The 22,987-nt window shown below is 55.8% G+C and carries 22 protein-coding genes; 17 read left to right on the top strand and 5 right to left on the bottom strand.

What is annotated here, in order from left to right:
- Positions 1-151 precede the first annotated feature (151 nt).
- Genes V6575_RS09120 through V6575_RS09130 form a run of 3 tightly spaced genes read left to right on the top strand, consistent with a single transcriptional unit; the run spans position 152 to position 3,098 of the window.
- Positions 152-1,153: a TRAP transporter substrate-binding protein gene (locus V6575_RS09120; protein ID WP_340273991.1), complete on the top strand. Its 1,002-nt coding sequence runs from the start codon at positions 152-154 to the stop codon at positions 1,151-1,153.
- A gap of 1 nt (position 1,154) precedes the next feature.
- On the top strand, positions 1,155-1,742 hold the full coding sequence (locus V6575_RS09125; RefSeq protein ID WP_340273992.1) for a TRAP transporter small permease subunit: 588 nt from the start codon (positions 1,155-1,157) through the stop codon (positions 1,740-1,742).
- 51 nt (positions 1,743-1,793) lie between these two features.
- Positions 1,794-3,098 carry a TRAP transporter large permease gene (locus V6575_RS09130; RefSeq protein WP_340273993.1) on the top strand — a complete coding sequence of 435 codons (1,305 nt, stop codon included), beginning with the start codon at positions 1,794-1,796 and terminating at the stop codon, positions 3,096-3,098.
- Positions 3,099-3,247: 149 nt separating this feature from the next.
- On the opposite strand, the gene V6575_RS09135 is transcribed toward V6575_RS09130, so the two are convergent.
- Positions 3,248-3,922: a 4-carboxy-4-hydroxy-2-oxoadipate aldolase/oxaloacetate decarboxylase gene (locus V6575_RS09135; protein WP_340273994.1), complete on the bottom strand. Its 675-nt coding sequence runs from the start codon at positions 3,920-3,922 to the stop codon at positions 3,248-3,250.
- 246 nt (positions 3,923-4,168) lie between these two features.
- On the opposite strand from V6575_RS09135, the gene V6575_RS09140 reads away from it, so the two are divergent.
- The 8 genes from V6575_RS09140 to V6575_RS09175 all read left to right on the top strand — a co-directional run bounded on the left by V6575_RS09140 (position 4,169) and on the right by V6575_RS09175 (position 10,851).
- On the top strand, positions 4,169-4,600 hold the full coding sequence (locus tag V6575_RS09140) for an acetyl-CoA carboxylase biotin carboxyl carrier protein (RefSeq protein ID WP_340273995.1): 432 nt from the start codon (positions 4,169-4,171) through the stop codon (positions 4,598-4,600).
- Positions 4,597-5,967 carry an acetyl-CoA carboxylase biotin carboxylase subunit gene (gene accC, locus V6575_RS09145; RefSeq protein ID WP_340273996.1) on the top strand — a complete coding sequence of 457 codons (1,371 nt, stop codon included), beginning with the start codon at positions 4,597-4,599 and terminating at the stop codon, positions 5,965-5,967. The genes V6575_RS09140 and accC overlap by 4 nt, the downstream gene beginning before the upstream one ends.
- Positions 5,957-6,616, top strand: coding sequence for a 5-oxoprolinase subunit PxpB (gene pxpB, locus V6575_RS09150; RefSeq protein WP_340273997.1), 660 nt, complete (start codon positions 5,957-5,959; stop codon positions 6,614-6,616). The genes accC and pxpB overlap by 11 nt, the downstream gene beginning before the upstream one ends.
- Complete coding sequence (locus tag V6575_RS09155) at positions 6,613-7,590, top strand: 5-oxoprolinase subunit C family protein (RefSeq protein ID WP_340273998.1); 978 nt, start codon at positions 6,613-6,615, stop codon at positions 7,588-7,590. The genes pxpB and V6575_RS09155 overlap by 4 nt, the downstream gene beginning before the upstream one ends.
- 2 nt (positions 7,591-7,592) lie before the next feature.
- Positions 7,593-7,994 carry a hypothetical protein gene (locus V6575_RS09160; RefSeq protein ID WP_340273999.1) on the top strand — a complete coding sequence of 134 codons (402 nt, stop codon included), beginning with the start codon at positions 7,593-7,595 and terminating at the stop codon, positions 7,992-7,994.
- On the top strand, positions 7,991-8,755 hold the full coding sequence (locus V6575_RS09165) for a LamB/YcsF family protein (RefSeq protein WP_340274000.1): 765 nt from the start codon (positions 7,991-7,993) through the stop codon (positions 8,753-8,755). Before V6575_RS09160 ends, V6575_RS09165 begins: the two co-directional genes overlap by 4 nt.
- 41 nt (positions 8,756-8,796) lie before the next feature.
- Positions 8,797-9,558: an SDR family oxidoreductase gene (locus tag V6575_RS09170; RefSeq protein WP_340274001.1), complete on the top strand. Its 762-nt coding sequence runs from the start codon at positions 8,797-8,799 to the stop codon at positions 9,556-9,558.
- Between the two features lie 84 nt (positions 9,559-9,642).
- Positions 9,643-10,851 carry an aspartate transaminase gene (locus V6575_RS09175; RefSeq protein WP_340274002.1) on the top strand — a complete coding sequence of 403 codons (1,209 nt, stop codon included), beginning with the start codon at positions 9,643-9,645 and terminating at the stop codon, positions 10,849-10,851.
- A 203-nt stretch (positions 10,852-11,054) separates the two neighbouring features.
- Here V6575_RS09175 and V6575_RS09180 read toward each other — a convergent pair whose 3' ends face one another.
- Together V6575_RS09180 and V6575_RS09185 are read right to left on the bottom strand one after the other, a co-directional pair.
- Positions 11,055-12,086, bottom strand: coding sequence for an L-idonate 5-dehydrogenase (locus V6575_RS09180; protein WP_340274003.1), 1,032 nt, complete (start codon positions 12,084-12,086; stop codon positions 11,055-11,057).
- 8 nt (positions 12,087-12,094) lie between these two features.
- Entirely contained in the window at positions 12,095-13,054 is a 960-nt protein-coding gene (locus V6575_RS09185) for a 2-hydroxyacid dehydrogenase (RefSeq protein ID WP_340274004.1), read from the bottom strand.
- Between the two features lie 89 nt (positions 13,055-13,143).
- On the opposite strand from V6575_RS09185, the gene V6575_RS09190 reads away from it, so the two are divergent.
- Positions 13,144-13,914, top strand: coding sequence for an SDR family oxidoreductase (locus V6575_RS09190; RefSeq protein WP_340274005.1), 771 nt, complete (start codon positions 13,144-13,146; stop codon positions 13,912-13,914).
- 1 nt (position 13,915) lies between these two features.
- The gene (locus tag V6575_RS09195) at positions 13,916-14,419 is read left to right on the top strand and encodes a gluconokinase (RefSeq protein ID WP_340274006.1); all 504 of its coding nucleotides are present in this window, start codon (positions 13,916-13,918) and stop codon (positions 14,417-14,419) included.
- Positions 14,420-14,672: 253 nt separating this feature from the next.
- On the opposite strand, the gene V6575_RS09200 is transcribed toward V6575_RS09195, so the two are convergent.
- Positions 14,673-15,632 (bottom strand): 2-hydroxyacid dehydrogenase, encoded by a 960-nt coding sequence (locus tag V6575_RS09200; protein WP_340274007.1) that lies wholly within the window; start codon positions 15,630-15,632, stop codon positions 14,673-14,675.
- Entirely contained in the window at positions 15,629-17,311 is a 1,683-nt protein-coding gene (ggt, locus tag V6575_RS09205; protein ID WP_340274008.1) for a gamma-glutamyltransferase, read from the bottom strand. Before ggt ends, V6575_RS09200 begins: the two co-directional genes overlap by 4 nt.
- A gap of 253 nt (positions 17,312-17,564) precedes the next feature.
- On the opposite strand from ggt, the gene V6575_RS09210 reads away from it, so the two are divergent.
- From V6575_RS09210 to V6575_RS09225, 4 genes are read left to right on the top strand one after another with little or no spacing between them, the layout of a single operon-like run.
- Positions 17,565-19,112, top strand: coding sequence for an ABC transporter substrate-binding protein (locus V6575_RS09210; RefSeq protein WP_340274009.1), 1,548 nt, complete (start codon positions 17,565-17,567; stop codon positions 19,110-19,112).
- A gap of 8 nt (positions 19,113-19,120) precedes the next feature.
- A complete protein-coding gene (locus V6575_RS09215; protein WP_340274011.1) occupies positions 19,121-20,074 on the top strand; it encodes an ABC transporter permease in 954 nt (317 codons plus the stop codon).
- Complete coding sequence (locus V6575_RS09220; protein WP_340274013.1) at positions 20,071-22,008, top strand: dipeptide/oligopeptide/nickel ABC transporter permease/ATP-binding protein; 1,938 nt, start codon at positions 20,071-20,073, stop codon at positions 22,006-22,008. Before V6575_RS09215 ends, V6575_RS09220 begins: the two co-directional genes overlap by 4 nt.
- The gene (locus tag V6575_RS09225) at positions 22,005-22,985 is read left to right on the top strand and encodes an ABC transporter ATP-binding protein (protein ID WP_422785549.1); all 981 of its coding nucleotides are present in this window, start codon (positions 22,005-22,007) and stop codon (positions 22,983-22,985) included. The genes V6575_RS09220 and V6575_RS09225 overlap by 4 nt, the downstream gene beginning before the upstream one ends.
- Positions 22,986-22,987: the final 2 nt, after the last annotated feature.

Genomic DNA, 22,987 nt, shown 5'->3' on the forward strand with positions numbered 1-22,987 from the left:
TCAGAGCGAAGTGTTCTTTTGCCCTCAACTGACGACTGGCTAGGCTAAAGCGTGCAACAGATGCTACGTCCAACCGGAATAGATATGCGCCATAACTTATCGTTCAGCGCAAGGAATATAAATCCGGGACGTACAGAGGGGAACCGAACACATGAGAAAAATCACGAATTTGATCCTGGGTGCCGCGTCCTTGGTGGCTTTGGCTGGAGCTGCAATCCAGCCTGTCGCTGCCGAGACACAGATGCGTCTTTCTGACGTTCTACCTGACAGCAACTTTATGGTAAAAAACGCGAATAAGTTCGCAGAAGCTGTAAAGACCGCCACAGACGGAGAAGTTGTCATCACCGTCAACGCATCCGGCTCCCTTGGATTCAAAGGCCCAGATCAGCTTGGCGCGGTCCGGGACGGCCTCATTGACATGGCTGACATCAACATCAGCCAGCAGGTTGGTATCAATCCGCTATTCGGTGCTGAGGGCGTTCCATTCCTGGTCAGCTCCATGGATGAACTGCGCGACTACCACGCTTTCCTGCGTCCAGAGTTCGAAAAGCTTGCAGAGCAGAACAACCAGAAAATCCTTTATATGGTTCCCTCGCCGGCTCAGTATGTTTACCTGAACGAAAAGGTAGACACCATTGAAGGCTTCCGCGGTATCACAGTACGCGGTGCGGACAAGAACACGGTTGATATCGTGACCTCAATTGGCATGGCTGGTGTTGTCGTTCCTTGGGGCGAGCTGCTGCCAGCTCTCGCATCAGGCCGCGTCAAAGGCGTTGCCACCTCGGCGACATCCGGTGTCGATGGGAAGTTCTGGGAATTCCTGAAATACATCTACCCAACGAACCACACTTGGGGTTCGAATGCTGTAACGATCAACCTCGACAAGTGGAAGAGCCTGTCCGCTGACGACCAGGCTGCAATCGAAAAGGTTGCTGCAGATCTGGAACCAGAGTTCTGGGAAGTTTCACGTCAAGGCGATCTTTCAAGCATCAAAACTATGACCGAACACGGGATGGTTATCGTGCCGTTGTCTGACGAGCTGAAAGCACAGATCGCAGATCGTGCCAAAAGCGTACAGGATGCATACTTTGAACGCGTCCCAGCCGCCCTCCCGATCGTTGAGGCTTATCGCGCATCTGTTGGGACCAACTGACATGAATGAACCGTCTCGCTCGACCGATTTTTCGGAACCGCGCGGACCTGCTGCGGCCCTGCAAAGGGCCGCAGACATGCTGTCGCTCGGGGCAGCGTGGGCAGCCGGCATCTGTATCTTGATGCTGACACTCCTGGTTCTGCTCGATATCTTTCTGGCTATGCTGTCGGGCTTCATCCCCTCAGTTCCAACAAGCACAGGAATCGGATGGGAATACAGTGCCTATCTGATGGGGTCCTCCTTCCTGCTTGGCTCTGGCATGACACTGCGAGCTGGCCTGCAGTTGCGGGTCGAAGTTCTGCTGTCAGCCGTCGGCGCTCGCATGGCACACGTCTTCGAAACCCTTTCAGCAGCTCTTGGAGCCGCGGTGACGGTGTCCCTCACCCTATGGCTCTCCTGGTTTTGCTACCGGACTTACAACTATGGGGAAGTGTCTCAGGACAGTTTCACACCACTCTGGATCCCACAGTTGGTGCTGGCAATCGGCGCAGCCGTTTTGGCATTCCAAATGGTTGCTCGCCTGATTTCATGTATCGCCGGTCATCCCCTCAATCGGACTGACCTTGGCGCGGCAAGCGCGATTGAATAATCGCGTTCACCCCTTTGAACTCAACATTTTCGTATTTAGAAAGGAACCAGGATGGGTGCCATTGTCGCCAGTCTGTTTGCATTCTTGTTTGGCACGCTGGCCGTTGGCGCATGGATCGGCATCGCCCTTCTGACCACAGCCATAGGCCTGGGCTGGTTCTTCACCAGCATCCCAATTGACAAGCTTTTCCCACAGTATGTCTTCAACATCCTGACCACACCGGATCTTGTCGCTCTGCCGCTGTTTATCCTGATGGGTGAATTCCTGTTCAGAACCAAACTGTCAGAAGCCCTATTTACAGGTCTCGCACCTTGGGCAGGTCTCCTTCCCGGTCGGCTGCTCCATGTCAACGTCGTAGGTTGCTCAATCTTCGCTGCGATATCTGGCTCCTCAGCAGCCACGACGCAGGTCGTCGGCCGCATGACACTGAAAGAGCTGTTAGCACGCGGTTATTCTCCTGAAATCGCCATTGGCAGTCTCGCAGGTGCCGGTACGCTCGGCTTTCTAATCCCCCCCTCCACAGTCATGATCATGTATGGGGTGTTGGCCAACGAATCTGTTCTTCGGCTGTTCACAGCAGGTTTCATTCCCGGCATGCTTCTGTCAGCTGCCTTTGCTGGCTGGATCATGATCCGGACAACGCTCAAGCCGGAGCTGGTGCCTGAAAGCGAACGGGCCATGCGCCACATGCCGTTCCGGGACAGACTTGCCGCCCTCAAGGACCTTGCACCTGCATTGTTCCTGATTGTCTGTGTGTTGGGCTCAATGTACGGCGGACTGGCAACGCCTTCCGAAGCTGCTGCAATCGGTGTTTTGGGCGCGTTCTTCGTCTCCCTCTCGCAAGGAGCCCTTACGCTCCGTGGCTTGCGCGACATCATGCTGGGAGCCGTTCAGACCTGCTCAGTCATGGGCATCATTATTCTGGGTGCCTCTGTTCTTGGAAACGTCACCTCGATCCTCGGAATTCCATCAGCTGTTGCCAGCACGGTGACAGCGTGGGACCTGTCTCCAATCGTTCTGATCCTGGCTCTGATTGTGCTTTACCTCATTCTGGGTACAGCGCTTGAAGGATTCTCGATGATTGCAACGACCCTGCCTGTTGTGCTTCCGTTGGTTGAAGCGGCTGGTTTCGACAAGGTTTGGTTCGGTATTTTCATCGTGCTTGTGGTTGAGATGGCGCAGATTACACCGCCAGTTGCCTTCAACTTCGCGATTATTCAGAACATCACCGGACGCAGCACAGCGTTTATTGCAAGGGTCACATTTCCATTCCTGCTGATCATGATCGCCTTTGTGATCATGCTGGCACTTTTCCCAGGAATTGTAACTTTCCTGCCCAATCTTCTGCTGGGATAATCCAAAGCAGATCAGTAAGTTCAATCTGCCCTAGTCAAAGCAATAAACCTCGACCAGGGCAGATTGGATCAAACGTCTCGCAATACGACATAAAAAAGCCCGTGCACCTAGAGGAGCAAGGGCTTTTTCATTTTAGAAAGTCGACGGTCTTAGAGGTCGGTTGTCAGACCCTTCGCCTTCAAAACCGCTTCCAGATTACAAACGTCAATGATTGTACGTCCGGACTTGTAAGCAGCGATGAAACCAGCCTCGGCGTCTTCGCGTTCCTGGGACTTCTTTGCGACTTCAGCAGCATCTTCACGCAAAACAGTGACAAGACCATCTGCATCACCGCGGATCGCATCACCTGGACGGACCTCAACGCCACCCACAATAATGTTGCCGTTGATTTGGCCAAGTGTTTCCTTGACGGTGCCCTTGATACAAACGCTCAACGAGAAAACCGGCAGACCCAATGCGATAAGTTCTGCCGTATCACGAACGCCCGTATCGGTAACCACGCCAGCGATCCCTTTAGCAACGCAGGCATTGCCAAGCACATCACCGAAACTTCCAGCTTCTTCATACTCGCCAGATGAGACAACAATAACATCGCCAGCCTGTGCATAATGTATGGCCAGCTGCAGCATGATGTTATCGCGCGGTGCGCTCACAACCGTGAAGGCAGGACCACAAACCGACATCGACCGGTCAATCGGCTTGATCCGTGAGCTAAGAGCTCCCAAACGACCCTGCGCTTCATGAATGGTCGCGCTTCCGAACTTTGACAGTGCCGCGATATCCGCAGGGTTAGTTCGTTCAATCTTCGTGATGATATGTGGCATCGTCATACTCCAATAATGTCCTAATGTCCGACAACGCTGTCGCACCGCCGTGACAGTCGATCATAAGGACCAGCGTGAAACCGCGATAAGAGCCGTTCGCTCTGACGTGATTTCAGTTCCCGATGCAACACAGCAAAACTCAGTCATTCTAAACCAGTCTGACATCATCATTTTCTGCTCATGCTAAAAATTTGAAAGGAAATACGCTGCGTTTAATGCGCAGAATACAGGGATTTAAGCCGCACAATGACCGTCGAAGCCGCGCATCTGACCTCCATCATGGAATGGATGTCAGCAAAAGGTGTGAAGGAACTGGACCTGACCGAAAATGGCGTCAGGTTTCAGATTGTCCGGGATGAAAGTGTGCCACCTGTCACGGTTGGTGGAGCCTCAACAAAAGATCAGCAGTCCATCTTGCCTGCCTCCAAGCCCGCCCCGGACAACCTGACTATCAAGGCCGAAATGTCAGGCTTGTGCCATCTCAAGCCGAACCCCGCATCTGCGCCATTTGTGCAAGTCGGTGACACCATTTCTGCCGGGCAAACTCTCTATGTGATTGAAGCCATGAAGGTGATGACATCCGTCAGCGCGAAAGCAGCAGGCACCCTGGAGGAAATCCTGATCACCAACGGAGTTCAGGTCGACCCGGGAACCCCACTTTTCAGGATCTCGGCATGACCAAGACGCCGCAAACAGTTCTCGTCGCGAACCGTGGCGAAATTGCCCTCAGGATTATCCGCGCTTGTCGGTATCTGGGTCTGCGCGTCGTCTGCGCTCATTCTGAGGCAGACCGAGATGCTCCCTATTTAAAAGCCGCTGACCAGTCCATCTGTGTCGGACCGTCTGCCGCTGGAAAAAGCTATCTCAACATCCCTGCTCTTCTGGCCGCAGCCAAGACCTGCGGTGCAGACATGGTTCACCCTGGCTATGGGTTTCTGGCCGAAAGCGCCGAATTTGCTGATGCGGTTGCTGCAGCGGGTCTGCAATTCATCGGGCCAAGCGGCGATGTCATGCGGATGATGGGTGACAAAGTCTCTGCCAAGCGCGCCATGATCGCATCTTCCGTGCCTTGTGTGCCAGGGCCAGATTCAACACTACCCGAAGATCCAGAGACCATTGCGACGATTGCCGACGAGATCGGTTATCCGGTCATCATAAAGGCTGCTGGCGGCGGTGGCGGACGCGGAATGCGCGTCGTCGAAAGCGCAGATGACCTGATTGAAGCGGCAATGCTCACCCGCCAGGAAGCTGGTCGGTTCTTCGGCCAGTCCGATATCTACATGGAGAAGTTCCTCGGCAAACCACGCCACGTTGAAATCCAGATCATCGCCGACAGCCATGGCAACGCCATCTGGCTCGGAGACCGGGACTGCTCCATGCAGCGGCGTCACCAGAAGGTCGTCGAAGAAGCTCCAGCTCCTGGCATTGATCGTACTCTGATTGCGGAAATCGGAGAGCGCTGCGCCGCATCCTGTCGCGAGATTGGCTATGTCGGCGCAGGAACATTCGAATTCCTCTATGAAGACGGTCAGTTCTTCTTTATCGAAATGAACACACGCGTTCAGGTCGAGCATCCCGTGACCGAGATGGTCACCGGTCTCGATATTGTCGCCATGCAGATCGACGTGGCTCGGGGCAAAGCCTTGACCTTGACGCAGGATGATGTGCACTCGACAGGACATTCGATTGAATGTCGGATCAACGCGGAAGACCCAACCAGCTTCACACCAAGCGCGGGCACAATCACGAGCCTTCATCTACCCGGCGGCCCCGGTGTACGTGTCGACACCCATGCCACAGCTGGCATGACGATCTCTCCGTTTTACGATTCAATGATCGGCAAGGTTATCACCTACGGCAAGACCCGCGGCGAGGCCATCGCGCGCGCGCGCAGCGCACTGGCTGAAATGCAGGTCGAAGGCGTCCTGACCAACATTCCGTTGCATCGGCAAATCATGGACGAGACAGAGTTTTGCGCAGGCGGCGTGAGCATTCATCACATGGAACACTGGCTCAAAACGCGGGAGGCCAACAATGCAGATTGAGACTTCTCGCCTCTCCATGCTCGGCAGCCACGCTGTGCTTTTCACGCCAGATTGCCCGTTCGATCTCGCGCACCAGCAACGTATATGGGCTATCGCGGACACAGCTGCGAACTGGCCTGATGTCCGGGAAGCCATTCCCGGAATGACAAATCTGACGCTGTTGTTCAACGACATACCACAGGATCTCGACGCCTTGAGTTCTCAACTTGATGCGGCTTGGGACAGCGGCATGAGCAAGCTTGTTGAAGGCACACTTCTGGAAGTTGGCATCCATTATGGCGGCGAAGGCGGACCGCATCTGGAAGATGTTGCAGACATGACAGGCCTCAGTGTCCAGGACGTCATCCGCCTGCACTCAGAGGCAGAATACACGGTTTACGCTGTCGGCAGCCACGCTGGGTATTGCTACCTCGGCGGTTTGGATCCTCGGCTCGAAACACCGCGCCGCAAAGTGCCTTTGACCAGTCTTCCTGGCGGCTCCCTGTCGCTGGCTGGCATGCAAACCGGCGTTTCCGCCTCGGCTGGCCCAAGCGGCTGGAACACAATTGGCACTGCCGACGTCAAGTTTTTCGATCCTCTGCGCAGCCCGGCCTCTTTGCTGCGGCCTGGGGACAGAATCAAGTTCAATCCCCTGGCGGTGACCCCATGATTGAGATCCTCAGCATCCCCCCCCTTGCCACTGTGCAGGATCTGGGCCGGGACAATCACTGGTTTCAGGGTCTTGGCCGTGCTGGTGCAATGGATCCGGTTGCGTTGAAATTGGCCAACATGATGCTTGGCAATGAGGCAGGCGCAGCAACGCTGGAAATTCCTCTGTCTCCGGCAAGCTTTCGGTTTTCCGAAGATCAGGTCTTCGCTTTGACCGGGGCTGCCTGCGGAGCCCGATTAGACGATGTTCCGCTCCCGCGTTATTGGGCAGGACTTGCCAAGGCTGGTCAGGAACTTCACATCGGCCCGTTTCAACAAGGTGGCCGCGTCTATCTCGCTGTTTATGGCGGCGTCGATGTACCGGAAATCCTTGGCTCGCGAAGCACCCAGCTGCGCGAAAGTTTTGGCGGGTTCGAAGGCCGAATTCTGCGCGCAGGCGACATTTTGAAGCCAGCACTCACGCCCCCTGCTGATTTCCCTTCAAATGGCGTCAGCATTTCACTTCCCGAATTAAGCCAACCACGCGGCGAGACGATTGAACTGCGGGCCTTGCCAGCAGCAGAACACGACAGCTTCACAGATATTGCCCTTACAGCTTTCTGGTCTGAAACCTATCGGATAACGCCTCAGAGCAACCGGCAAGGCTATCGCCTTCACGGACCGGAGCTGACCCGCGATCATGTGGGGGAATTGCGCTCACACGGCATCATTCCAGGCATCGTACAGGTTCCGGGCGGAGGGCAGCCGATCATCCAGTTGGCCGATTCCGCAACCATGGGCGGTTATCCCAAAATTGCAGCTGTAATCAGCGCGGATCTCTGGCGACTGGGACAGGCCTTGCCCGGCGATAGCCTTCGGTTTGTGCAGACAGATCTGGACGGAGCACGCTCTGCCGAACGCGACATGCAGGAGCTGTTCTCCACGTTGGCCAATGACTGTAAAGCCATGAAACGCCTGCAACAGGGCTGGAGATAATCATGACCTCGGAAGATCTCGATCAGCTTGTCACGGCCATGCGGGCCAATGCTGTATCTTCGCTTCTCGTGGAGGCCCCTGACCTGACATTGCGGCTGGTCTTGCCAGCGGACAGCGTAGCGCCAATGGCGACCGCTCCAACGGTTGTAGCCAAACCCGCACAGATTTCGGCCAAAAGCCCAGGTATCGGAACTTATGCGCCAAGGGGGCTCGATGATGGCCTTGAGCCAATAGTAATCGGCCAGAGCGTCGCGAGCGGTGAAGTTCTCGGCTACGTCGCACTTGGTTCTGCACGACAAACAGTCTGCGCTCCTATTGCAGGCACTTTGACCGGTGATCTGCCCGAAGCAGGCCGTATCACCGGCTATGGCGACACTCTCCTGACCTTGGAACCAAGCTCATGAAAATCGACCTGAATTCCGACATGGGCGAAGGCTTCGGCCCTTATCAGATTGCCGATGATGCGGCCCTGATGGGCTTGGTCAGCTCGGCCAATGTTGCCTGCGGCTATCATGCGGGCGACCCTGTCATCATGGACCGGACTATCCGTCTGGCAAAGGAGCATGGCGTCGACCTTGGCGCGCATGTCAGCTATCCGGACCTGATGGGCTTTGGTCGCCGCCGGATCGACATGGCGCTGCCGGAACTGGAAGCTCATGTGTTGTATCAGCTCGGAGCTCTATCAGCACTGGCCACCCGTGCAAACCATAAGATTACCCATATGAACCCCCATGGGGCATTGGGAAATCTTGCCAGTTCCGATCCGGATACAGCCGAAGCGCTTGTCCGGGCCACACGGGCCTTTGATCCGGAGATTGCTTTTCTGGTCCTGCCGGGCAGTGCGCTGGACGTCGCTGCATTGGCAGCTGGAAGCCGAACGGTCAAGCTGTTTCTGGCAGATCGTGCTTATACTCCAGACGGACAACTCGCGCCACGTGCCCAGCCGGGCGCTGTCATTCATGAACCCGATGCCGTTTTAGCCCGGGTGCTCAAGGTGATTGAAACGGCGACCATTGAAGCCATCGATGGCACGACTATCGATATGCCCGTGCGATCCATTCTCATCCATTCAGACACCGCCGGAGCGGTCAAGCTGGCGCAAATGTTGCGCGACGGCATTGCCCTGGCTGGCGGCACCATCACACCGCTGTCGCAAGACAGCTAAAGCAAAACTAACGAGATATTCACTCTCCAGGAAGGACTACAATGCCATTCTCCGACTATAAGACAGCCATCGTGACCGGAGCTTCTGCCGGAATGGGCTGGGCTATCGCCGAACGTCTGCGCGCCAATGGCATCACCGTGCATGCACTTGCACGTAACGCCGAAAAGCTTGCAGACCTTGAAAAGCACTGCGGTGTCATCCCTCATGCCATTGATGTGTCAGACTTGAAAGCTGTCACAGAATTGCTCAGTGGTCTGGAAGTTGACATTCTGGTCAATAATGCTGGTGTATCACGTCCGGGCAATCTGCTGTCGTCCGATGCCTTCGATGTTGACGAGCAGATCGACGTTAACCTGCGCGCAGCACTGCACCTGTCCCGCCTTCTCTTGCCTGGCATGATGGAGCGCGACAGCGGCCACATCGTCAACATCACATCCATTGCCGGTCATTACGAATTTGGCGGTCATACGGTCTATCACGCCACCAAAGCTGCCATGCACACAGTGTCGCGCCAGCTGCGCGTCGATGCATTTGGACGTCGTGTACGGGTCACCGAAATCTGCCCTGGCCGCGTCGAAACGGACATATTTGCCAAGGTCGAAAAAATTGATCCTGCTCTGGCCAAGAAGAAGTATTTCGAAGGCTTCGAGATGCCGCAGACGTCCGACATCGCAGATGCCGTCGCCTACGCCATTGACGCTCCGCATTACGTCAACATCGGCATGATTGAACTGATGCCAACCCTTCAGGTTCCGGGCGGACTTCGCACGGCCAAGCGCGATGGCGACAACGTCATCCTCTGACCAAACAAGACGTAGCCTGACTTCTCAGGCTACGTTTTCAATTGTTGAACTGTTCTACAAGAAACCCAAAATCCGGAGTTGACCGTGTCAACCTTTGTTCCAGCACGTCGTGTTTCAGACATTAGCATCTCACCCAGCACTGCGGCCGCCCAAAAGGCCCGTGATCTGCGTAATGCCGGCAAGGATATTGTCGACATGACCGTCGGAGAGCCGGACTTCGACACACCGGAAACAGTCAAGGCCGCCGGGATCGCTGCGATCAAGGCTGGAGAGACAAAATACACCCCGGTCAACGGCACACCTGCTCTCCGCGATGCAGTCATGCATGACTTCAAGCGGCGTCTGGGTCTTAACTTCAAGTCCAGCCAGATCTGTGTGGGCGGCGGCGGGAAACAGATCCTGTTTCTGGCGCTGATGGCCTCTGTCGAAGCTGGCAGCGAAGTCATCATTCCGGCACCTTACTGGGTATCGTATCCTGACATGGTGATTGCCAACGGTGGCAAACCTGTTGTGGTCAAATGCGCAGAAGAAGACGGCTTCAAACTGAACCCGGCCACTCTTGAAGCGGCCATCACACCGGCGACCCGCTGGTTGGTGCTGAATTCCCCGTCCAACCCGACTGGTGCTGCCTACACCGAAGCTGAGCTCGTTGCTCTTGGAGAGGTTCTCTCCCGGCATCCGCAGGTCTGGGTTCTGTGCGACGAAATCTACGACCAGATCTGGTACACATCTGGCTCGGCACAAACAATCTCCGCTGTCGTTCCGGCAATCGCGGATCGGACATTGATCGTCAACGGCGTTTCCAAATCCTACGCCATGACCGGCTGGCGGATCGGCTATGCCGCAGGCCCACAGCCCTTAATCGACGCGATCAACAAGCTTCAGTCCCAGATGTCCTCCTGCCCATCTTCCATCAGCCAGGCAGCCGCAGCCGAAGCACTGACCGGACCGCAGGATTTCGTCACGGACAGCGTCGCCGTTTACCGTGAACGTGCCGATCTGGCCGTTGCCCGGCTCAACGCGATCCCCGAACTTTCGTGCCTTGCACCTGATGGCGCGTTCTACCTGTACCCATGCTGTGCTGGCGCAATCGGCAAGACGACGCCATCCGGTCAGGTGTTGAAATCGGATCTGGATTTCGTCATCTATCTGCTTGAAGAAGTCGGCGTTGCGTCCATCCATGGCACAGCCTACGGAATGTCGCCATATTTCCGCCTGTCCATCGCAACCAGCACGGAAGTGATTGAAGAGGCCTGCAACCGGATTGAAAAGGCCTGCAGCCAGTTGAAATAAAGCGCTGTTTTGCACCGCAAGCAAGGAAACCAGCTTCCGAGTTTGCGGGGCATTCATTTGAGATAATGTAATACTTCAGCCCTGCCTGCGACCACAGGCGGGGCTGTTTTATGTTCAGGCTTTGATCGGCAACAGGTCCATTCTTCCTAAATAAAAAGGGCGCTACCAGAGCGCCCTTTCCTGATTCAGATGGTCTAAACAGATTAACCGAAGGCTAGCTGCACCTTCATAGCCTGACTGCGATCACCGGCCAGATCGAACGCTTTGACCGCGTCTGCAAACCCCATTGTGTGGGAAATCAACGGCTTCACATCGATCTGTCCAAGCTGCATCAGCCGGACCGCAATGGCGAACTCTTCATGGAAACGGAATGAGCCGCGCCAATCGAGCTCCTTCGCCGTCATTGCCTGAACCGGAAGGCTCATATCTCCGCCAAGACCCAACTGCAGAATGACCGCCCGCGGCTTCAAGGTTGGGATGGCACCAGCCAGAGCCGGAGCTGCGCCAGAACACTCATAATGGACGTCAAAATAGCCTTTGCCTACGGCATAGGCTGACAGGGCCTCAGGTTCGCTTGCCGTGTTGATCACCCGGTCTGCCCCGACCTGCGTCGCATAGGCCAGAACACTGTCTGACAGATCCGTCACAACGATTTCCGCCGCACCGGCAGACCGCGCCGCCAAGACGCACAAAGCGCCGATTGGACCGGATCCAGTGATCAAAACCTTTTTGCCCAGGATCTCGCCAGCTCTGCGTGTGGCATGCAGGCAGACAGACAACGGCTCTGCCATGGCAGCTTCACCAGCAGACAAGCCATCTGCCTTCACGCATTGCACAGCCTGCGCGACAAGGCTCTGCTGAAAAGCCCCCTGAATATGCGGGAATGGCATGGCAGAGCCATAAAACCGCATGTTCTCACAATGGTTATGTTGGCCCTTCTGGCAATAGCTGCAGCCACCACATGGCCGAGACGGAGACACGGCAACCAGATCTCCTAGCGCCAGACCGCTGACACCTTCCCCAAGAGCGCTGATTTTGCCGGAGACTTCGTGTCCGAGAACCATCGGCTCTTTCAAGCGAACCACGCCGAAGCCGCCGTGGTTGTAATAATGCAGGTCCGAGCCGCAAATCCCGCCAGCGGCAAGGCTAACCAGCACTTCCCCAGGACCAGGCGTTCCAGCTTCCCGCTCTTCGACCCTCAAGTCCTTGGCAGCATGAATAACAATCGCTTGCATGATAGGTCTCACAGAACCGGGGTGAGCAGCGGCTCACCGTTAAAATGAGCGGTCAGATTGTCCCGCAAAAGTTTCCCCATCGCCTGACGGGTTTCGAATGTGCCCGAGGCATGATGTGGCTGGAGCAGAACATTGTCCAGCTCCAGAAAGCGTGGGTTAAGGGCTGGTTCGCCCTCAAACACGTCAAGGGCAGCTGACCCCAGAGTGCCCGTTTCAAGCGCAGTCAAAAGCGCCTCTTCGTCAATATTGGACGCCCGGGAAATATTGATAGCCATGCCTTCAGGTCCAAGCGCCTCAATCACGTCGCGGTTGACGATATGGCGAGTTTGCACAGAGGCGGCCAAAGTCACGAAAAGGAAATCCGAGCGGCGGGCCAGCTCAATCGGATCAGCCTCAAAGGTCCAGTCTGGTGCGTAGTCTTTTGCAGCAACATCGCTATAGGCAATGTCCATGTCGAAGCCCGCCAGACGCTTGGCAACTTCAAAGCCGATACGGCCGAGGCCAAGAACGCCAGCCCGTTTGCCGAACACACGTTTTTTGAGCGGGTAAAGCCCCTTGGAGGACCAGCTGCCGTCCCTCACCCAACTTTCAGCGCCAATCATACCGCGCGACTGCACAAGCATCATGGCAACACCCAGATCAGCAACGTCTTTGGTGAGCACATCCGGCGTGTTGGTCACGCGAATGCCGTGGTCACGGCAGGCCGCCAGATCCACAGCGTCATAACCAACTCCATAGACCGAAATCACTTCGAGTTTCGGCAAGGCTTCGATCATGGCCCGCGTCGCGCCCAGTTCTCCGCGGGTTGCAATTGCGCGCACCTGACCGGCCACCTGCTTCAGATAGTTTTCCTTGTCGTCGGCTTCAAAATAACGATGCATTTTGAAGGCCGCGTCCAAAGGGCCTTGGTCCCAATCCGGATAGGGTCCGACCTGAAGGATCTCAACAGGTTCTGGGCTGGACGTCATGAATATCTCCGTCAGTTTCGTTGACAATGTTACCGATAACATATAGAGACGAATGACCATTGTCGACGGCAAATTTTCAGGAGCGCCTCATGACCGAAACCGGCTTGTTCAGCTTGACTGGGCGCACCGCCCTCATCACCGGCTCTTCACAGGGCATCGGCTATGCCTTGGCCAAAGGCCTTGCAGAAGCAGGCGCTTCCATCGTCCTCAACGGACGGGACAAGACCAAATTGCAGACCGCTGCAGACAGTCTTGCAGATACCGGTGCAACCATCCATCAGCTCGCTTTTGATGCGACAGATCATGCAGCTGTTCAAAAAGCCGTCGATAGCTTTGAAACCGAACATGGCCCAATCGAAATCTGCGTCAACAACGCAGGCATGCAGCACCGCGGTCCGCTGGAAGACTTCTCGCCAGAAGACTTCGACAAGCTTCTGCGCACGAACATCTCGTCTGTCTTTAACGTTGGACAGGCAACAGCGCGCCACATGATCAAACGCGGCCACGGCAAGATCATCAACATCGCCTCCGTTCAGACTGTCCTCGCCCGTCCCTCCATTGCCCCCTACACAGCCACCAAAGGCGCGGTTGGAAACCTGACCAAGGGCATGGCAACTGATTGGGCCCGTCATGGTCTACAGTGCAACGCCATCGCACCTGGTTATTTCGACACGCCGCTAAACGCCGCGCTTGTCGCCGATCCGGAGTTCAGCTCCTGGCTGGAAAAGCGTACGCCTGCTGGCCGCTGGGGCAAGGTTGAAGAACTGGTCGGTGCCTGCATCTTCCTGTCCTCCAATGCATCCTCCTTCGTTAACGGACATACTCTGTTCGTCGACGGCGGCATCACGGCATCGCTCTGATATGAAGCGCATGGTCATCATCATGGGTGTTGCCGGCTGCGGCAAAACCACCGTCGGAGAACATTTATCAGAGGCTTTGGATTGGCGTTTTCTGGACGGCGACAGCCTGCATCCTGCGGACAACATCGAGAAAATGTCGAAGGGCACGCCCTTGACGGACGAAGACCGCTGGCCGTGGCTTGGAGCCGTGGGCAGCGCCCTTCAGGGCAGCGAAACCTCGATCATCATCGGCTGTTCATCGCTTAAACGGATCTACCGGGATGAGATCCGCAAGACAGCCCAAGGGCCGGTCAGCTTTGTTCATCTGGCCGGCAGCAAAGAGCTGATCGCATTACGAATGCAGGAACGCGCAGGCCATTTCATGCCTCTGTCCCTGCTCGAAAGCCAATTCGCGGCACTGGAAACACCGGGCAATGACGAAAACACCGTGACCGTAGACATTGCAAAGCCCCTGAACGAAGCCATCGCAGATTTGGTGAATCACTTTGGCAAAGAAGAAAAGTAAGCAGCTGAATTTAAATCAACTTATTCCATATAGCCCCGACTTTCAGGTGCCATTCAAAAGCAATTGAGCTATGTCTGAAGTGCGCCCTAGCGAATGAATTAGGCCTGGCTCCGGCGGCAGAACAACAGACTGGCATTCCCAAATTTTGGATAGCTGGCCTGTCTTCCCGAAGCCAGGTCTGCTCACCAACTGAGAGGCGTGATCACTGCTAACAGGACTTCACTGCCATGTTTGCAGTGCTTCACCGCCGCCTTTAGACGACAACATCCAACTCTGGCGGTTCTTCGCCAGACAAGAGAGTTCTCAGGTTGGAGATCATGCGGGTCACGGTTGGTGCGAATCCATCGGCGGAAATGGCTGCGATATGCGGTGTGTTGATTGCAGTGTCCAGACCGATCAGCGGGTTACCCTGTTCCACCGGCTCCTGAGAAAATACATCACTTGCGGCCCCGCGAAGATGCCCGGATCGCAGGGCTTCAGCCAGATCAGCCTCCACCACCACGCCGCCGCGCGCCGCGTTCACCAGCAATGAACCGGGTTTCATCAATCCCAGGGTCTGTCGATTGATCATTCCTCGCGTTTCGTCCGTAAGAGCGCAGTTCAAGCTGACCACATCCGCCTGTGCTAGCAGATCCTCAAGTAAGGCATAGCGCACATTCAGCTCGGCCTCGACATCTGCACTCATCCGTGTGCGGCCGGTGTATAGGATCTGACAGCCAAAACCGGACAGCAACTTTGCCAGGACCTTGCCAACATTGCCCAGACCGACAATCCCGACCGTCTTACCTGAAAGCCGCATGGACGTGACACCGAGCTCAGACTTGGGCCAGAGTCCTTTCGCCACAGCCACATGCCCGCGCACCAGATTGCGGTTCAGTGCCAGGATCAGGCCAAGAACAGTTTCTGCCACCGCAACCGCATTGGAACCGGTCGTGCGCAGAACCCTGACACCGTGGGCACGGGCCGCTGAGCAATCGATGCTGTCATAACCCACACCCCATTTATGCACAGCGCGCAGTCCAGAGGTGGCCATCATGTCTGCCGTCACCGGCACATCCGACACGATGGCGAAGTCTGCGCCCTGCAGAATGTCCATCTGATCTTGTGGAGCGCGGGAGACAGCAGTCTCCAGTGTCCAATCGTCCGGCAGGAAGGCCTTCACCCGATCCAAACGTTCGACAGGAACAGGGTCCAAAATAACGATCTTTATCAATTACTTGACTCCGCATCTTCATCGGGAGACTGATCCGGCCAGAAGCGCACGCCAGGTCGCGCCAAGCCCCCACCGATGCCGATTGCTGTCCCATCGGCACGCCAGCAAGCGGCACCACTCATGCCATCCTCATCAAAGGAAATCGCGTTCATCCCGCCGCCGATATGTGGCACCACTTTGACGTCATGGCCTTTTTCGCGCAGCGCATTTTCCATAGGAGCAAGCGGCTCTTCGATCTCCACCTCCTGGCCCTGTGTCCAGATACGAGGAGCTTCGACAGCCTCCTGCAAGCTCATGCGGTGATCAATCAAATTGACAATCGCCTGCATCGCCGAGGGGAAAATCCTCAATCCGCCTGGAAGTCCCAGCGCAAAGCGTGGCGTTCCGTCCTTGCAGATGATCATCGGAGCCATCGAGGTCGGCACCCGTTTGCCCGGTACAATGGACAGGGCCTGACCCGGGTGCGGATCGTAATTCATCATGTAATTGTTCGGAATAATCCCCGTACCGGGCACCATCATCCGTGCGCCGAACAACCCGTTGATTGTATGGGTGGCACTAACGATATTGCCGTCCTTGTCAGCCACAGTGACATGGGTCGTATCACGGCTTTCATAGCCGGGCGCTGCAGGAGCCTTCACGCCAAGACGCGCCCGACATTCGGCTGCATAGGCCTTGGACGTCAGGTGCTCCACCGGCACATCGACGAAATCAGGATCACCCGAGGAAGCGCGGCGGTCCGCAAAGGCCAGGGCGATGGTGCGCGCCAGAAGGTCAAGCGTCTCGGGGCTGCCAAACCCCATGTCAGCAATGTCGTAACCTTCCAGAATATTCAGCATCTGGGTGACATGAACACCTGAAGACGCAGGTGGCGGAGGTCCAACAATCTCAAAGCCGCGATAATTTCCCGTGATCACCCCACGCTCAACCGGACGATAGGCGCGCAAGTCCTCAAGCGTGACCCAGCCTGCATCCGGGCCTCCCGTTTGCATGGACTCGGCCAACGCCGCCCCCAGCGCGCCGCCATGCAGCGCAGCAGCCCCTTCCCGCGCAATCAGACGCAGGCTTTCGGCATAATCATGCATAAAGACACGTTCACCAAAGCGCGGCGGACGTCCTTCAGGCATCATCACCGCAGCAAGCGACCGATCAGCTGCCAGATCCTCCTTGAATTCATTCACGGAGCCACTGAGATAGTGGGTGGCGAAGAAACCACGAGACGCTGCCCGAATGGCCGGTTCCACAAGATCAGAAAAGGGAAGCTTGCCGTATTTCTGGTGCAATTGATGCCACCCGGCCAGATTGCCCGGCACCGCCACGGCAGACGGGCCCACTGTGTTCCGGCGGTCCTTTGTTTCCATATAGCGTGGCATTTCGTCAGAGATCGGCTCATAGATCTGCGAATGCATACCCTTGGCAGCGCAGGCCAGCGCATCCATGACCACATGCGTGCCATCCGCCAATCGCAAATGTGACAGACCGCCGCCAGCAATCCCCACCATCATGGGTTCGACGACCGTCAGCGTCAGGAGAGCAGAAACCGCAGCATCCACGGCATTACCGCCCGCCGCCAGCATTTCAGTTCCAGCTGAACTGCCCAGCGGATGATTGGTAACAACAATGCCGGCAGGTCCGTGGGCAGTCTGTTTTTCGCATTTAAACGGAAGAGGATGGGTCATAATTGTTCCCGTTGGAAATCTGATTATTTCCAAATTAGCAGTGCTGTGGCGCATTGCCCAAAAGGTAATTTTTTTCAATTTCAAAAGAAATTTTATGAGTAAGTAGAATAGCCGACGCCAACATAAATTTTTTTTTCATGTAGAAAATTTTTTTCAATTGGACATGCCCCAACCTTATGGCGCGAACTGAAGGGATAGCCGACATATGAAGCGGCATAAAACCTTCCAGCTATCAAAACGGGGTGACATCAAAATGCCCGATCTTTCCCAAAATAAGTTGAATGTCAGCAGGCGTTCTGTCCTGACAGGTATTGGTGCAGGCATGACCGCGCTGGCCCTGCCCGGCCAGACATGGGCCGCCGATGGCAAGACGCTACGCTATGGTTTATCAACTTTTCCTCCCGGGCTTTCCCCGTGGAACAATACCGGAAATTCTTCAAACAACGTGAAACTTTGCCTCTACCGAGGACTGATGGGCTATGACCCCGAAGCAAACTTGGTGGCGGAAGTCGCTGAAAGCTACGAATGGCCAGATCCCAAAACGGTCATTTTCAAGCTTCGCGACAATGCGGTCTTTCACAACGGCGAGCCTGTAACAGCCGAAGATGTGATCTTTACTTTTGACTCCATTGTCGCCGAAGAGTCCTCAGCCTATCTGAAGTCCTCCTTCCTAAACATCGAAAAGATCGAGGCTCTCGACGCGAAAACCGTCAAATTCTCACTCAAGCTCCCATCGGCTATCTTCCTCAAGGAGCTGTCCAATTACTGCGCCGGACTGGTCTGGAAAGGCAGCGCCCCGGACAACCCGATTGGCTGTGGTCCATTTGTCAAAACGGCAGATGAACGCGGCGTCTTCATCGAAGTCACGAAGTTCGATGACTTCTACAGCCCAGATCAACCGATTTGCGACAAAATCCGGTTCACGGCCTATGCGGATCAGAACCTTCGCTACGCCGCCCTGGAAACCGGCGACGTCGATGTCATCGAATATTTGCCTTGGCCCCAATTCGACGCAGTCGAGCAATCCGAAACGCTTAAAATTGGCGCTACGGTCAGCCCGTTCATGCTTATGTTGTTCAACGTCGCCAAAGAGGGGCCATTCAAAGATCCCAAAGTGCGCCAGGCGGTGGGTTATGCGATCCAGCGTCAGGACGTGGTTGACGGAGCTTTTGCCGGAAGAGGCACGCCTCTGGTCGGCATGCCAAACCCTCCCGGCTCACCCTATGATGTCTCAGACCCATCGATCGAATACACTTTTGACCCGGAAAAGGCGAAAGCCATGCTTGCCGAGGCAGGTTACCCCAATGGCTTCTCCTGCAGGTTGCTGGCAACATCAACCTACGGCATGCACCAGGACACCGCTTCAATCGTCCAAGCCTATCTACAAATGATCGGCATCAATACGACTCTCGACTTGCCGGACTGGGCAACCCGGGTGAAGAAGGGAAAGGAAGGCGATTACGACATAGCCGTGCACGGTCTTTCGGGCTACTACAACGATCCAAATGCCCTCTGGCCGCTGCTTCATTCCGGCCCCGCAAACTATACGCGGTCGTTCGGTTTTGAATCTGCACGGATCGATGAGCTGCTCGAAAAAGGCCGCGCCACAATGGATGAGGCCGAGCGCGGGGCAATCTACAAGGAACTGGCCAAGGCTTACTTCGAGGAAGTACCGCAGGTACCAATCAACTGGCGAGCCCAAGCCCATGCGATGCAGAAGCCCGTCAAGGGATTCAAGGCATTTCCGGGTTGGCTCAACAGCTCATCGGCCTATTCGTTTGATGTGTCAGAACCGAGCTAAGCCAAGAAATGATACGTTTCGCCCTCAGTCGCGGCCTGGCAGCCCTCCTGATGCTCTGGATCGTGGGAACTGTCGTTTTCGCGGTCCTGTTCATCGTTCCCGGCGACCCGGCAGAACTTCTGCTGTCGTCGGACGGGGAAGTTGCCAGCCAGGAATCCATTGACAATCTCAGGCACAAAATGGGGCTCGACAGACCCATTGCGGCTCAGTACCTCGACTTCTTAACCGGAGCAATTCAGTTCGATTTCGGGTCCTCCCTGATTGACAAGGTTCCCGTGGGCGAAACGATTTCCCTGCGCCTGCCAAGAACGCTGGAACTTATTCTGGCCGGTTTGGCGCTAGGTTTGATCACGGGCATTCCGGCGGGCACCTTAGCTGGACTTCGCCCAGGCAAAAGCTTTGACCAAGTGGTCTCTGCGGCCAATGCCATTCTCATTTCGGTACCCGGGTTTGTGACCGGTACCTTATTTATCTACATCTTTGCCCAATGGCTACGCTGGTTACCAGCGGGTGGGTACGTAAGCTTTTCAGCAGATCCCCTGTTGCACCTGAAGCTTTTGGCTCTGCCCGCCATAACAGTCGGATTACATCTGTTTTCAATCATTTTCCGGATGACCCGTGCCAGCGTTTTGGAAATGCGCACCCATGACTGGGTGCGCACAGCCGTCGCGAAAGGGCTGCAGCGCAAGCTGGTTGTGCGACGCCATGTGTTGCGCAATGCACTGGGGCCAATCGTGACGGTGGTTGGGCTGCAAATGGGGATATTGCTGGGTTCCACCGTGCTGATCGAGTTTGTCTACAATTGGCCCGGACTGTCGGGCTACCTGGTGACTGCTGTGCAGCAGCGGGATTATCCCTCCGTGCAAGCCGTGATCCTAGTTGTTTCAGCCCTGTTCATCCTGATCAACTTCATGGTCGAAATGATCTATTCGGCACTCGATCCAAGGATCCGCCTGTCATGACGTTTGCCCGTTTGCCAATACCACGCAGGATGATCCTACCGAGCCTGCTGCTGCTATTACTGGTGTCCGCAATGTTTGCAGCACCGCTGCTGACCTCTGCAGACCCGATTCAGATTGCAATCTCAAAGCGCATGGCAGGCCCATCCTGGGGTCACCCATTCGGCCAGGATGAATTTGGTCGGGACAGGATGGCAAGGGTTTTATACGGCGGCCAAGTGTCCCTCACAGTTGCCTTTCTCGCCAGTTTCATTGCGCTGGCGATTGGAACATTCATCGGACTGATCGGCGCCTATTTCCGAGGCCCGTTCGAATTCATCGCGATGCGCGTATCCGATGTCGTCCTGTTCTTCCCGCCCATCCTTCTGGCTCTGCTTGTCGTGACCATCTTTGGCCCAGGAGCAACAACGCTGGTTGCTGTGCTGGCGCTTTTGTATTTTCCCTCGTTCTCCCGCATTGCCTATGCAGAAACGCTTAGAGTGTCTGCCCTGGATTTCGTCGAGGCCTCCCGCGCTTTGGGAACAAGGCCGCGCAGAATCGTTCTATCGACGATCCTGCCCAATATCCTGGGTGCGATCTCCGTTCAGTTCTCATTGACGGCTGCTGCGACAATCACCGTTGAATCAGGTCTCTCTTTCCTTGGCCTCGGAGTTGTGCCTCCGGCCCCGTCCTGGGGTCAGATGATCCGCGGTGCTCGTGGATTCATGGATCAGGATCCTCTTGGAATTTTTGTCCCCTGTGCAGCGCTCTGCCTGACAATCTATTCCATCAATTTTTTCTGTGACCGGCTCCGCGACGTTCTGGATCCCAAGGGCATGGAGGACGGCAAGGATGCTGTTTCATCCGCCAGTAAAACAACATCTCAGATTGTCGAACTTGCCCCGGACAACGTGGCAGAACTGAGCAACCTAACATTGGTGTACGATCAGGATAAGTCCGGCACGCAAGTCGAACTGGTGCGCGACCTGACCTTGACCATCCAACGCAACAAATGCACCGCTCTGGTGGGCGAAAGTGGATCAGGAAAATCCCTGACATCGCTGGCACTGATGGCGTTGCTGCCCTCTGCAATTCGCCCGGCAAACGGACATATTGCCATCGAACGCAAATCCGGTGCGACCGTGGATCTCACGTCTCTGGACACAAAGACCGCAGAGGCGGTGCGCGGCAACGACATTGCCATGATCTTCCAGGAGCCGATGACCTCGCTCAATCCGGTGCTACGGGTCGGGGCACAAATGATGGAAACCCTTCAGGCTCATATGGAACTCTCGTCCGACGACGCGCGAGACCGTTGCATCGCAGCGCTTGAGCGCGTCGGCATCCCGGAGGCAGCCAGGCGCTTCGACAGCTATCCGCACGAACTGTCGGGGGGAATGCGCCAGCGCATGATGATTGCAATGGCCTTGCTCTGCGAACCCAAAGTCCTGATCGCTGACGAGCCAACAACTGCGTTGGATGTCACCATTCAGGCGGAAATCATCAACCTTCTTCGGGATTTGCGCGCGGATCAGGCTGCTGGACTGAGTATGCTGTTCATTAGCCACAATCTCGGTATCGTAGCTGACATCGCCGACAGCGTGGCTGTGATGTATTCAGGCGAGATTGTCGAACAAGGACCTGCAGAGCAAGTTCTATTCGATCCGCACCATCCCTATACGGCAGCCCTCCTGGAGAGCATGCCGTCGCTGCACAACGAACTGCACTCATCACGCGGCGACAGACTTGGTGCCATCGCCGGCACACCTCCCTTGCGACATTCACGCCCCTCAGGCTGTTCCTTTCGCGACCGATGCCCCAAGGCACAGGATCTCTGCGCCGAGTTTCATCCGGCCCTTTACAGCTCCGAAGACGGCATTCGTGCCGCGCGCTGTCTGCTTGCACCAGAAGCAACAGCAGCGACAGCAGCGACAGAAATGCTCAAGGAGGCAATGTGATGAAACAAGCTTTGCTTGAAGTCCGGGGGCTCAACAAAAGCTATCCCACATCAAAGAAGGGCTTCTTCCGTAGGAGCCGCATTCCGGTGCTTCGGGACGTTGATTTGAGCATCGCGCCTGGCGAAGTGCTGGGTCTCGTTGGAGAAAGCGGTTCCGGAAAGTCTACTTTGGGCAAAGCAGTATTGAAGCTGATCGAAGCCGATAGTGGCACAATTAAATTCGACGGCCGGGACCTAGCCAACTTGAGCCCGGAAGATTTGCGGGCGGTCCGCAAAGACATCCAAATCATTTTTCAAGATCCCTACGCCAGTCTGGATCCGCGCAAGTCGATCCGTGCCGTGCTGTCGGAAGCTCTCGACACCCATCAGCTTCATATGGGTGCCAAGCGCGAAGGCCGGTTGAATGAACTCCTTGAAATGGTCGGTCTCTCGCCGGAGTTTCTCGGCCGCTTGCCACACGAGTTTTCCGGGGGGCAACGACAGCGCATCGGCATTGCCCGCGCGATAGCGGTTGAACCACGGTTCATCGTCGCCGACGAAGCCGTCTCTGCATTGGACGTTTCAATCCAGGCTCAGGTTTTGAACCTGCTGGCGGACTTGCGAGAAAAAACCGGCGTATCGATCTTGTTCATCAGTCATGATCTCTCGGTTGTGCGCTTCATCTCAGATCGGGTGATGGTGCTGTATCTCGGCAGGGTGATGGAAATCGGCCGTGCGGACGACATCCACTTCAGCCCTGCTCATCCCTACACGGCCGCTCTGGTTTCCGCCGAACCAAGCCTGAAACCCAGTTTGGAGCGCATGCGGCTGACCGGTGAGATCCCCTCGCCCGTCAATCCCCCTCCAGGGTGCGTGTTCAGCAGCCGCTGCCCCTATGTGCAAGATGCCTGCGCAGCCGAAATCCCGAAATTGCGTCAGATCGAGGAGACACGCTTCTCGGCCTGTATCCGCGATAACATATTGAATGGAGTTCAATAAAT

The organism is Roseibium algae (assembly GCF_037783265.1).
GTDB classification, from domain to species: Bacteria; Pseudomonadota; Alphaproteobacteria; order Rhizobiales; family Stappiaceae; genus Roseibium; species Roseibium algae.